Origin of the sequence: Methanocrinis sp., from assembly GCF_049974945.1 — an archaeon.
GTDB lineage: Archaea > Halobacteriota > Methanosarcinia > Methanotrichales > Methanotrichaceae > Methanocrinis.
The window spans coordinates 1-11098 of record NZ_JBNGCU010000061.1 but is presented as its reverse complement, the minus strand read 5'-3'; the positions used below and the strand labels follow the sequence as shown (position 1 = coordinate 11098).

Genomic DNA, 11098 nt, shown 5'->3' with positions numbered 1-11098 from the left:
TCCTCCTGAAGTAGTCCTCCTGAAGTAGTCCTCCTGAAGTAGTCCTCCTGAAGTAGTCCTCCTGAAATGCAACCTTCGACGCGGTGAGGCAAAGATCACTTATATCTCATCGGATTTTATGATTTTTTGATCGTGGTAAAATCCGGCGGCGATGAATACATGGGTGACTTGAAATCTTACCTGGCGCAAGTTAAGCGGGAGTTTGGGACTGGAGAGGCGACCGAGCACACCCACCGGGCGGCGCTGAAGGCGCTGGTGGAGTCCTTCGCTCCCGATGTCGTCGCCATCAACGAGCCGAAGCACGTCGAGTGTGGAGCCCCCGACTACGTCGTCAAGCGGGGCGACCTCTCGGTCGGGTACATCGAGGCGAAGGACGTCGGAAAGTCCCTGGACGAGGCCGAGAGGTCCGAGCAGCTGGACCGCTACCTGCGATCCCTGGAGAACCTGGTCCTCACCGACTACCTGGAGTTTCGCTGGTACCATCGGGGCGAGCTCCGGGAGAGCGCCCGCCTGGCGAAGCTCACCAGAGACGGCAAGATCGTCTCCGAGAAGAAGGGCGAGGCGGAGGTGGCGCAGCTCTTCGAGAGTTTTCTTGACCAGACCCCTGCACCCATCACCTCCTCGCGGGAGTTATCCGAGAGGCAGGCACGGCTCGCCCACCTGATCCGGGACGCGGTCGTCAGGGCCTTCGAGCTTGAGGGGGGGACCGACTCGGCGGTGGGGGCGTGGCCACTGGAGTAATTTCATCGGGCTCAGGCGGAGGGAAAAGGTAAAATCCCCACCGGTCGTCGATTTCGATAGGAAGGGGCGGAGAGGGTTTGAACTACGACGAGCACGTTCTGGCAGGGATAGTGACATATCCAATAGCGATTTTAATCCTCTCGACCCTCGACTTTCGCCTGGGCCTCCCCCTCGATCTGACCTTCATGGCCATGTCCCTCGGCTACGCCTTCTACGTCCTCGGTTCGGACCTGCCCGACCTGGACCATCCCGATGCCCTGATCCACAGGGTGGCCAAGCCCTTCGTCTCGGTGGCCGTGGGGATCTCCGCCTTTATGAACCTGGGGCCTGCGCTCCACCTGGCCCCAGATCCGGCCGTCAACCTCGCCCTCGCCTGGTCCGTGGCAGCCCTGGCGGCGGTCGTCGCCTGGAACCTCTTCAAGGTCTTGATGCCGAATCACCGGGGCGTCGTCCACTCATCGGTCTTCGCCGCCGTCTACGCCCTCCTCGCCTTCGCCATCGTGCGGTTCGGCTTCGATATGTCCGCGGGGGAGGCGCTCTTCGTAGCTTCCGCCTCTTTTCTTGGCTACAACCTCCACCTCGTATTAGATAAAAGTCTCAAGATGACTTGACGGCTGCTGGATGACCGGCTTTCTTCCTCAGCCTCCCCAAAGTCGAGAAGGCGGCAGGCACGAGCGACTCCGGCGCCGAAGGATCTGGAATAAAGTGCATCCGGTGAGTCGAGGCCTGCCCCGAGCTCCCGACCAGACTCAGACGAAGTTTGCGGGAGGTCAGCATCAGACGACTTGTCAGAGGGTCTGATGGAGAGGATGAAAAGGGGAAGACCAGGAAAGCCTGAAAGATCAGGTGAACCTGAAAGATCAGGAGAGACTGGCCAACCAGAAGTATCTTAAAAGCGAGCAGGTCCGGCGGTCGTGGCGCCGGAGGGTTCAGAGTATCACTTGCCCATCAGTGGAACTCTGCACTCCGGACACTTTATCGAACGGCAGTTCACGCCGGGGGTTCTCTCGATCTCGAAGCCGCACCGAGGGCAGACGCAGGCGCTGGGATTCTGGTTCTTATTTCGCTTATTACCCCTGCCTCTCCCTGATCCCTGAGTCGATCTGTCAGGCATATCGACTATCCTCCTGAAACTAGACGGCCTGTTGGCGCTATCGGATATAAAATCTTATTCTCATCGATGCACCCCCGTCTTCGATCCTCCGCACCGACCGCCGGGGGTGGGTACCGGACCTGGCGAAAGGCCGGGCCGGGCCGTATCAGCACCTCAAATTTGAGGGCGCAGCGCCAGCAAAGAGTCAGACGAATATCAGCCTCCTCGCCCTCATGGTGGAGAGGTCGAGGTAGGGGACGACCGCCGGGATGGGCTGGATGTTCATCTTCTTCTGGAAGTCGGTCTGGCCCTGCCAGGTGCCGCTGTTTATCGCCGTCACCCCCTTGTAGCGGGTCATCCCCACGGTGTGGACATGACCGCAGTGGAGGATCGCGGGCGGCCTCCTTATGACCAGGAGGTCCTCCTCCTCCGGGGCTATGGAGACCCGGTTTCCGTAGATGGGTGAGAGGTGTCTCCTCTTCAGCATCTCCACCATCGCCTTCTCCGGCTCGCCGTAAGATAGGCCCGGGATCTTCAGGACCAGGTCGTCTATGGACCGGCCGTGATAGACGAGCCAGTCGACGCCACCCAGCCTGAATGCAGCCGGATTTCCGACGAAGGTGACGTTCTTCTTGAACAGGTCCCGCAGGGACTCGGGCAGGGCTGGCTGGGGCTCAGCCTGCCTGACCAGGTCGTGGTTTCCAGGCGAGAGGACGATCTGGATCCGATCCGGTATCTCGTTTAAGAGCTCCGCCGCCCTCTCATACTGCTCCCAGATGTCCTTTATGGCCAGGTCCGCCTCCTGGCCGGGATAGATCCCGATCCCGTCTACGAGATCCCCTGCGATGACGGCGTACTTCACCTTCGAGGCGATCCCCAGAGGGTCGTCCATCTCCCCGCAGATCCATTCGATGAACCGGTCCCAGGCGTCCTCCATGAAGTAGGTGCTCCCGACGTGAACGTCCGAGAGGAGGAGGGCACCACCCTCCCCGGTAGCGATCAAAGAGTGGGCCTGGAGGTCGGGGCGCAGGATGGTCTTGCCGAAGAACCTGCCCTTCCCGTCGGCGGTCCCGGTTACCCCGATCACCTCGTCCAGGACCAGCCCCGCCACCTCCTCGGAACCGGGAGCGCCCTTGGTGAAGATCACCGTCACCATCCCCGTCGGGTCCTCCAGCTCCACCACCTTGTTCCCCTTGGCGCTGGTCCTCACGTTCATCACCATGCCGATGATGGAGATCTCCCTTCCTGCTATGTCTCTTCTCAGGCTCTCGATGGGCCTTGCGTTCAGCCTTCCCGAGAGCATCTCCCTGATCCGCGAATACCGATCCCTGAAGTATCTGATGAAGTCCTGATACTCCCCGACACAGGTGGACCTGCCGGTGACGTCGCATAGAGCCTCGAGATGGGCGGGAACGAAAGGAGAGGTGGTAGACAGAGTTGCCCGATCCCCCAGAAGAGAGGAGACGAGATCACAACGGCCGACTCCCGAGACCTCTCGGTCTTCAGAGCTGTACTTCCCCGCCCAGGCCGGAAGAGGCAGGCCTTGAAGCCCCGGATCGGCCATATCCAGCGGACTCGGATGCCCTCTCTTCAATTCGGGGCCGCGAATTTCCTGAACTTTGTGCTCCTCTTCGGCCGGAAGGTTCGGGCGTCCCGCCTCACCGAGATCGAGGCCATGGACCGGGTTTGAAGGGGGCAGCTTCTCGGCGAAGCTCGGCGAAGCCGATCCATCTGAAGCGGTGGGCTCCAGCTCTTGCGATTTACGGTGGAGAAGTCCTCCGTCGCCCCTTGCAAGCTCAATCCATCGGGGAGAGCCCTCGATCTCCGAGACCCCCACCACCAGCGTCGAGCTCTCAAGGCTCCTGATCACCCCCTCCACCAGATCTTCGCGATGTCCCGGATAGGAGGCGATCAGCTCCAGGGCCTCGGGATCTATCATGTAACCCTCCTCGGCGAAACGCTGAACGATCTCCTGCATCAAAAGGCCATTATGTCCAGCGCCCTTAGATAAAGGATGCCGATCGAACAGGATGCCGATCGAACTCTTGGGCGACCTCACCGAAAACGGTTATATCGGGAGGATGCAGATAAGGCGAGCCAGATGAAACTTATAGAGTGGCTCAGAGGGGAGGGGAAGATCCAGGGCTTTCTCAGGGATCTGATATTCGTCGCCGTGGTGGTGGGCGCGATCTCGATATTCTCTCAGGTGACCCTGGGGGTCTGGACTCCAATGGTGGCGGTGGAGTCTGGGAGCATGTACCCCAACATGAAGGTGGGGGATATAATCGTGATCCAGGGCGCTTCCAGAACCGATATCGTCACCTGGGAGGAGGGGGTTATGGAGGGCTACAGCACCTTCAACAACCCAGGAAACGTCATCCTTTACAGGCCCTACGGGAAGGAGAAGCTGACCCTCACCGACCAGGCCGCTCACATTTTTCTCCGGAGGCCCTACCCCCCCGATAAGGCCACCCCCGTGATCCACAGGGCGATGCGATGGGTCGACGAGGGGGAGCCGATGTGGAAGGGTGGACCGGCCGCCCCCTTCGCAGGCTACATCACCAAGGGCGACAACAACTCTGAGATCGACCAGAACGCCGGCCAGCTGGTGGGCGTAGTCAAGGAGAGCTACTTTCGCGAACAGATGGCAGAAGGCATGATCGAGGAGGTGGGGAACGGAACCTATCTCGACCACGAGTTCGGGTACGTCTTCATAAGACGGGGGGACGAGACCTACGTCATCTTCGGCATAAACTACCTCATGCCGGTCCGCGAAGACTGGGTCATCGGCGTAGCCCGCTTCAGAGTCCCCATCCTCGGCTACGTGAGGCTGCTTCCGAACATAATCGGAGACGAGATAAGAGAGCTTCTGAGCTGAAAATAAAAAGAGCTAAGGAGCTTAGGCCCTTCTCCTCGCCACCACGGCCCAGTGGTCCCGGTGGTAGGGGCGAAGGTCAACGACCCGCAGCAGATCGATCCCCTCCAGCCGGCCGATCTCCGCCTTCAAGACCTCTTTTGGGTCCGCCGTCACGTCCACGCTCCTCGCCTTGATCATCAAAACCAGGGTTCCACCCGGCTTCAGGTAGCGTTCGGCGTTGATGCTTGCGATCTCCGCCTGGTTTCTCTGGGCCACGTCCTGATAGACCAGGTCCACCGGCTCCAGAAATGGGGCGTAACTCTCGGGCATGGAGGCGTCTTCGAGAAGAGGTATGATATTATCGCGCTTCTCGCAGAGGCCCAAAAGGTCGCGCATCGACCTTGGCGAGAACTCAACGGCGTATACGAGGCCGCGGGGCACGAGGTCGCTCACGTGGCTCACCGTCGTCCCGGTGGCGGCTCCGAGGTATAGAACCTTCGCTTCGGGCCGGAGGTTAAGCTCGGATACTAGGGGCGCAAGATCGCCTGCAAGACGGCTTTTGAGGAGAAGGGCGGCGAGCTTGCTTCGGTGGGGGTCCCAGATCCGAAGTCCCTCCACGATCCGCTCCCCGTAAACGGGAACGGAGACTTTGGGGTGGGTCGCGATCCTGGTCTCGCCGAAGAGGTCGAGGATGTAAACTCCGCCAAGAGCCTCTGAGATTTGCAAACTCAAAGCCGCCTCCCTTTCGATCTCGCAGTCTTGCGGTATTATGGTCGTCACCTACGCGAAGGGGATTCAGAGTTCCTGGCCCAGAGAGGTGGTGGTCAGCTTCACGTGCTTTACACCCTTGAGGGCCATCATCTTCTCTGCGGCCTTCCTGACCTCCTGTCCCTCGCCCCTGAGTGTTACGATCTCCAGGCAGTTGTCGTGGTCCAGGTGGACGTGGAGGGCCGACTGGATGATGTCAACGTACTCGTGCTGGATGTTGGTGAGGGAGTCGACGAGCCCTCTCTGGTGGTGAGAGTAGACCATGGTGATCACCCCGACCCGCTCGCCCTTGACGTCGCCCATCCACTCGTAGTGGACTATGTAGTTTCTGATCGCGTCCCTGATCCCCTCGGACCGGGAGGAGTAACCCCTCTGCTCGATGATGCCGTCGAATCTGGTCAAGAGCGATTCAGGAAGAGACACTCCAATTCTCATCAGTTCCTGTTCCATAAAGCAAAACCTCAGATGGACATTTGAGTCTTATATAGTAATAAGTCTATTGGCAGGGGTTCTGAATAAATGGGACAAAGACCAGGATAAGAAGAAAATTCAAAGAAGACGGAGGCATAAAAGCTTTAGATCAAGCCTCTGAAAGATCCATCCCGCATGCCAGATATAGCGATCATCGGCGAGAAGACCTTCCTCTTCGAGAAGCTCCTGAATGATGCCGGCCGGGAGCACGCCTTCGTCAAGCCTGAGGTCCTGGGAAGCCCCTTTCTTCCCCGGTTCAGGATGGTTCTGATACCCACGGGCTTCGCCAACCCCCAGTACTCCAAAACCCTCCCCGCCCTCAGGGCCTCCAAATCCAGGATCGCCGAGTTTCTGGAGAGGGGCGGGATCCTCACCGTCTTCGGTCCCCTGGTCCCCGAGCATGATTACGACTGGCTCCCTCTTCCCCTCAAGTACGTCGGCGAGTACGAAAATACAGAGCTGGTCCCGGTCTTTGATCATCGATGCGCCGCCCTCGTCGGCGCGAAGGAGGGCGACTGCGACGGCTACCTCGTCCCCGGAGAGGGGTTTGAGACGATCCTCAAAGACGCCGGAGGAAGATCGGTCCTCGCCGTCGGGAAGTACGGCCGGGGAAAGATCGTCGCCACCACCATCCACGAGTTCCCCTCAGCGGATTACCTCTGCTGGGCCGCCGAAGAGGGCGAGCCCGCCAAGATCTGAAAGAGACGGGAGATGATGAGGAGATGGAGCGCGAAGAAGAAAAAGGCGGAGACGGGCTGAGCGGAGCTGAGACGGCCGAAGAAGACCTTTACGCGGTCGACGAGGAGGAGATCTCTCGAATGATGGAGGCCCTCGGCGCACGAAAGAGGAGCAGGCGGCGCGAAGAGATCGAAGCCGCCCTGAAGGCGGCGATGAGCCGGCCCGACGCCGGAACGGGCGCCCTGATCCTCCTCAACCTCGACAGCGGAGAAAGTTATTTCTTCGACAGCTACTCTGAGGCTCTGGAGCACATGGGAAAGCATAAGGGCAGGTGGTACCTGGCACCGAGGGGGATCGGCCGGGACGCCTTTATGGCCAGAAAATCAAATTCAAACGACCATTAACCGCCATCTCCACGCCCCCGTCCACGCACCTCCTCATGGCGTCCAGACCTGCCACCTCCAGGACGTTCTCTCCTCGTCCGCAGAGCCGTACTAAGGTCTTGAGCACCGGGTTCGTCGGCCTAGCGGGCTGCAGGTGGAGAAGATTTCCGCCTCGGCCATTTCTCTTCGACCTACTTCTACAGGTATTTTAGGCAACCAATACAGGACCAAGAGGTGAGAACTGCTATTGAGACCAGATCCCCGGCCGAATATGTCAATTTTTGAGATGAAAATCTATAAAAGAGAGCATTTGAGACCCTAACATGTGCCATGAAAGATAAAGTAATCGGAAAAAGAAAAACAACGATCATCGCAGGCTTCGTCGGCAACGTGGTGGAGTGGTACGACTTTGCCCTGTACGGATACATGGCCGGGACCCTCTCCGTCCTGTTCTTTCCCAGCGAAAACGAGACGGCATCCCTCCTGGCCACATACGGCGTCTTCGCCGCGGGCTTCGTCATGAGACCTCTGGGCTCCGCCCTCTTCGGCTGGCTCGGCGACGCCGTCGGGCGCAGCCGTACGATGCTGATCTCGGTGACCATGATGGCCCTACCTACATTCCTTCTGGGATGCCTGCCCACCTACTCTACCCTTGGGATCTGGGCTCCAGGGCTCTTGGTTGCGATCAGACTGGTTCAGGGGCTCTCGGTGGGGGGCGAGTTCTCCAGCTCGGTGACCTACCTCGTCGAGACGGGGCCCCAGGAACGTCGCGGCCTTTCGGGCAGCTGGGCCAATACGGGAACGATCTTCGGGATGCTACTCGGGTCCGGGATCGCCGCCGCCCTGACCACGACGATGCCGACGGAGATGATCGAGGATTGGGGGTGGAGACTGCCGTTTCTCTTCGGAGGGGTTTTGGGGTCGGCATCCATACTCATGCGGCGCCGTCTACCTCGCTCCCAATACTTCAGAAGATATCACAGGACCCGAGAGGAGACCTCGCCTCTGATGGAGGCGTTCACCGCCCAGCGGCGCGAGATGGCGGAGGCGATCCTCTTCGCCTCGGCCTACGGTGCGATCTTCTACCTCTCGTTGGTCTACCTGCCCAACTGGATCCATACTCAGACTGGGATGGCCCTCGACGAGGCTATGCGGATCAATACGGCGGGAGTGGCCTTGTTGCTGCTTTTAATCCCCGTCTCGGGCTGGCTCGGCGACAGGGTTCTGCGCCGGACGCACCTGATTGCCGCATCCATGCTGGCGATCGGGGTCGTCGTCTGGCCGCTGCACCAATGGCTTTTAGAGGGGGGCCTTATGGCTGCCATCGTCGCCCAGCTGGCGCTGGTGATCCTGATCGCCGTGCCCCTCGGATCGGCCCCGGCGATGTTCGTGGAGCTTTTTCCCACCCGGGATCGGCTCTCCGGCTACTCCGTAGCCTACAACCTGGGGCTTGGGATCGTCGGCGGGTCCACGCCCATGATCGCAACCTGGCTGATCGACTTCACCGGCCGCCCAACAGAACCGGCGGTCTTCGCGGCGTTCATGGCGCTGATGGCCTTTGCCACGCTCCTCTTCGTCCGTGACCGCAGCCGTGAGCCTCTGGGATGACCCGGCGGAAGGGTCGCCGGCCCTTTCCGCACAACAACAATTTTCTCTCATGCGCACGAGAATAAGAGCCCATGAGATCGTTCGTCCTCTCCCCAGCAGCAGGAAAGCGCCTGATCGGAAAAGCCCTCGCAACCCATCCCGCCGTCGAGGCGGCCCTGAAATCGGGAACCGTCGTCATCGTCGCCGGGACCACCAACGGCTACGTCGCAGAAGAGATCCTGGCGAAGATCGGACAGCTCGAGGGTTTCTCAAAAAAGAGGTTCTTCCGGGGGATCACCCTCCCGCCGTGGATGCCCACCACCGAGGCCGGGATGCTCCCGGACATGTCTGAATTCCCCGGCGACGTGGTCATCAAGAAAGGCGTCTGGCAGAGGGGCAAGACGATCAGAAACGTCGTCGACGATCTGGAGGAGGGCGACGTCATCCTGAAGGGCGCCAACGCCCTCGACCCCAGGTCCAACAGAGCCGCCATCCTCATCGGCCACCCCAGGGCCGGGACCATCGGCCTCGCCCTCCAGGCGGTCGTCGGACGGCGCGTCCGTCTGATCCTGCCGTTGGGGCTCGAGAAGCGCGTATTCGGCGACCTCGACGACCTGGCGAAGGGGCTGAACGCGCCGGGCGCCGAGGGGCCGAGGCTACTGCCGGTCCCAGGTGAGGTATTCTGTGAGATCGAGGCGATCGCTCAATTGTGTGGCGCGAGGGCAGAGCTGGTGGCCTCTGGCGGCGTCTGTGGCGCCGAGGGGTCCCTATGGCTCGCGGTCGACGGGAGCGAGGAGGAGATGAAGGCAGCGGAGGAGCTGCTGGGGTCTGTGGCGGCGGAGCCGGGGTTCGAGCTGTGAGGCGATGCTTCAAATAGGGAGATTCAAGATTTATATAGAGTATCGAATATGTGCAAACATCAATCGTCCAGGTGAACGAATGATCATCATCCGAGAAGAAAGGCCCGAGGACATCGAGGCTATCAGGAGGGTCAACAACGAGGCCTTCGGCCAGCCGGCAGAGGCCGAGGTCGTGGATAAGCTCCGGGAGGCTTGCGATAGCCTCCTATCCCTGGTGGCGGTCGAAGGGGGAGAAGTGGTGGGCCACATCCTCTTCAGCCCGGCGACGATCGGAGGGGAGGAGTCGACCTACGAGGTCGAGGGGATGGGGCTTGCGCCGATGGCGGTGTTGCCCCGATGCCAGGGCCAGGGGATCGGGTCGCTATTGATCCACAACGGGATAAAGATGCTGAGGGAGAGGGGCTGCCCCTTCATCATCGTCCTCGGCTACCCTGAGTACTACCCCCGCTTCGGCTTTGAGAGGGCATCCCGCTACGGAATTCACAGCCAGTGGTCAGAGGTCCCCGACGAGGCCTTCATGATCCTGATCCTGAACAAGTCGGCGATGGTCGGCGCCGCGGGCATCGCCCGGTACCGGCGGGAGTTCGACGAGGCGGTATGAGACCGAAGTCTGATCTCAAGCCAAAGTCTGAAGAGCGGGATAAAGTCTGAATAACGGGATACCTAGTAAGGCAAATTTTTCAAAAAAAGACTTTAAAAAAATAGTTGAGGACCCCCTCATCCCTTCAGAAGTGGAACTCGATGTGGAAGGGGATGTAGAAGACCCAGACGAAGTAGACCGCCATCATCACCAGGCCCAGGGGCACGCCCAGCCTGGCCCACTCCTTGCTCGTTATGGAGAGCTTCTGAGCGGAGATGATGTTGGGGATATTTCCGGGGATCAGCATGCCGCCGGAGATGAGAAGGCCCATCAATACGGCCTGGAGCTGCTCCATTCCCATCATCGGGCTGACCTCCGCCGCCGTCAGGGTGGCGTTGTCCAGGATGGCCGAGATCATGTTCACCCAGTATATAATCTGGGGAGGTATGCTCAGGATGTACTTGTCGATGATGATCTTCATGCCGCTTCCGAGAAGGAGCAACGCCATGACGAAGAGGTAGACCTTCCCAGCCCTGATGACGACATCTTTCAGAGTCTCCTCAGAGGCGGAGGCGACCTTCTGCTTCACCTCTGCGGCCTTGCCGGTGAAGACCATACCGAGGAGGCCCATGACGAGACAGCCGGGTATGACGTAGACCGCCAGGATGTTGAAGAGGAAGAAGAAACTTGCGTTGTAGGGGTCGCCCTGCAGCTTGGTGATGGCGATGGTGGAGAGGGGCTCGCCCACCGGTGTCAGAACGGCGCCAAGTCCTATCGAGAAACAGGCGATGATGGCGACGTTGACCCGCGTCTTTCTCTCCATGGGCATGGCGTTTATCAGCTCCACCAGGAGAAGTGCAGCTATGATGGCTGTGATTAAGCTGGCAGAGAGGCCCAAAACGACGATCATCACGAATACCAGAATCTTGAGAGGGATGAATTTCAAGAGAGCGTTGATGGCGCTCTGAACGCGGTCCCTGCCATAATAGAAGAGAAGACCTGCGACCAGCACCGCTGGAACGATTCCCTTTATGACCGGCTCCTCGATCGCCTCCATGATCAGGGGCATGTTCCAGCCTA

Annotated in this window: 12 protein-coding genes; 8 read left to right on the top strand and 4 right to left on the bottom strand. The window is 59.9% G+C overall.

Going from position 1 to position 11098, the window contains the following annotated elements; genetic code table 11:
* The first annotated feature begins 159 nt into the window (after nt 1-159).
* Together ACP5EL_RS07155 and ACP5EL_RS07150 are read left to right on the top strand one after the other, a co-directional pair.
* The gene (locus ACP5EL_RS07155) at nt 160-741 is read left to right on the top strand and encodes a hypothetical protein (RefSeq protein WP_428401827.1); all 582 of its coding nucleotides are present in this window, start codon (nt 160-162) and stop codon (nt 739-741) included.
* A gap of 77 nt (nt 742-818) precedes the next feature.
* Nucleotides 819-1352: a metal-dependent hydrolase gene (locus ACP5EL_RS07150; protein ID WP_428401826.1), complete on the top strand. Its 534-nt coding sequence runs from the start codon at nt 819-821 to the stop codon at nt 1350-1352.
* A gap of 687 nt (nt 1353-2039) precedes the next feature.
* On the opposite strand, the gene ACP5EL_RS07145 is transcribed toward ACP5EL_RS07150, so the two are convergent.
* Nucleotides 2040-3812, bottom strand: a complete 1773-nt coding sequence (locus ACP5EL_RS07145; RefSeq protein WP_428401825.1) for a DNA-directed DNA polymerase II small subunit — start codon at nt 3810-3812, stop codon at nt 2040-2042.
* A gap of 123 nt (nt 3813-3935) precedes the next feature.
* On the opposite strand from ACP5EL_RS07145, the gene ACP5EL_RS07140 reads away from it, so the two are divergent.
* On the top strand, nt 3936-4712 hold the full coding sequence (locus ACP5EL_RS07140; protein ID WP_428401824.1) for a S26 family signal peptidase: 777 nt from the start codon (nt 3936-3938) through the stop codon (nt 4710-4712).
* A gap of 21 nt (nt 4713-4733) precedes the next feature.
* Here ACP5EL_RS07140 and ACP5EL_RS07135 read toward each other — a convergent pair whose 3' ends face one another.
* Nucleotides 4734-5417, bottom strand: a complete 684-nt coding sequence (locus tag ACP5EL_RS07135) for a fibrillarin-like rRNA/tRNA 2'-O-methyltransferase (protein ID WP_428401828.1) — start codon at nt 5415-5417, stop codon at nt 4734-4736.
* Between the two features lie 69 nt (nt 5418-5486).
* Nucleotides 5487-5909 (bottom strand): nickel-responsive transcriptional regulator NikR, encoded by a 423-nt coding sequence (nikR, locus tag ACP5EL_RS07130; protein ID WP_428401823.1) that lies wholly within the window; start codon nt 5907-5909, stop codon nt 5487-5489.
* Nucleotides 5910-6065: 156 nt separating this feature from the next.
* On the opposite strand from nikR, the gene ACP5EL_RS07125 reads away from it, so the two are divergent.
* From ACP5EL_RS07125 to ACP5EL_RS07105, 5 genes are all read left to right on the top strand, one after another.
* On the top strand, nt 6066-6629 hold the full coding sequence (locus tag ACP5EL_RS07125) for a hypothetical protein (RefSeq protein WP_428401822.1): 564 nt from the start codon (nt 6066-6068) through the stop codon (nt 6627-6629).
* Between the two features lie 23 nt (nt 6630-6652).
* Complete coding sequence (locus tag ACP5EL_RS07120) at nt 6653-7012, top strand: hypothetical protein (RefSeq protein ID WP_428401821.1); 360 nt, start codon at nt 6653-6655, stop codon at nt 7010-7012.
* A 309-nt stretch (nt 7013-7321) separates the two neighbouring features.
* Nucleotides 7322-8599 (top strand): MFS transporter, encoded by a 1278-nt coding sequence (locus tag ACP5EL_RS07115; RefSeq protein WP_428401820.1) that lies wholly within the window; start codon nt 7322-7324, stop codon nt 8597-8599.
* A 71-nt stretch (nt 8600-8670) separates the two neighbouring features.
* Nucleotides 8671-9438 (top strand): hypothetical protein, encoded by a 768-nt coding sequence (locus tag ACP5EL_RS07110; protein ID WP_428401819.1) that lies wholly within the window; start codon nt 8671-8673, stop codon nt 9436-9438.
* Between the two features lie 79 nt (nt 9439-9517).
* Entirely contained in the window at nt 9518-10039 is a 522-nt protein-coding gene (locus ACP5EL_RS07105) for a GNAT family N-acetyltransferase (RefSeq protein WP_428401818.1), read from the top strand.
* A 124-nt stretch (nt 10040-10163) separates the two neighbouring features.
* Here ACP5EL_RS07105 and ACP5EL_RS07100 read toward each other — a convergent pair.
* Nucleotides 10164-11098, bottom strand: a 935-nt coding sequence (locus ACP5EL_RS07100) for a DUF1646 family protein (protein WP_428401817.1), incomplete at its 5' end; no start/stop codon positions are given.

Coding starts and splice junctions, on each gene's coding strand:
- ACP5EL_RS07105 (WP_428401818.1), top strand. CDS start 9,518: ATGATCATCATCCGAGAAGAAAGGCCCGAGGACATCGAGGCTATCAGG.
- ACP5EL_RS07140 (WP_428401824.1), top strand. CDS start 3,936: ATGAAACTTATAGAGTGGCTCAGAGGGGAGGGGAAGATCCAGGGCTTT.
- ACP5EL_RS07115 (WP_428401820.1), top strand. CDS start 7,322: ATGAAAGATAAAGTAATCGGAAAAAGAAAAACAACGATCATCGCAGGC.
- ACP5EL_RS07155 (WP_428401827.1), top strand. CDS start 160: ATGGGTGACTTGAAATCTTACCTGGCGCAAGTTAAGCGGGAGTTTGGG.
- ACP5EL_RS07110 (WP_428401819.1), top strand. CDS start 8,671: ATGAGATCGTTCGTCCTCTCCCCAGCAGCAGGAAAGCGCCTGATCGGA.
- nikR (WP_428401823.1), bottom strand. CDS start 5,909: ATGGAACAGGAACTGATGAGAATTGGAGTGTCTCTTCCTGAATCGCTC.
- ACP5EL_RS07125 (WP_428401822.1), top strand. CDS start 6,066: ATGCCAGATATAGCGATCATCGGCGAGAAGACCTTCCTCTTCGAGAAG.
- ACP5EL_RS07120 (WP_428401821.1), top strand. CDS start 6,653: ATGGAGCGCGAAGAAGAAAAAGGCGGAGACGGGCTGAGCGGAGCTGAG.
- ACP5EL_RS07145 (WP_428401825.1), bottom strand. CDS start 3,812: ATGCAGGAGATCGTTCAGCGTTTCGCCGAGGAGGGTTACATGATAGAT.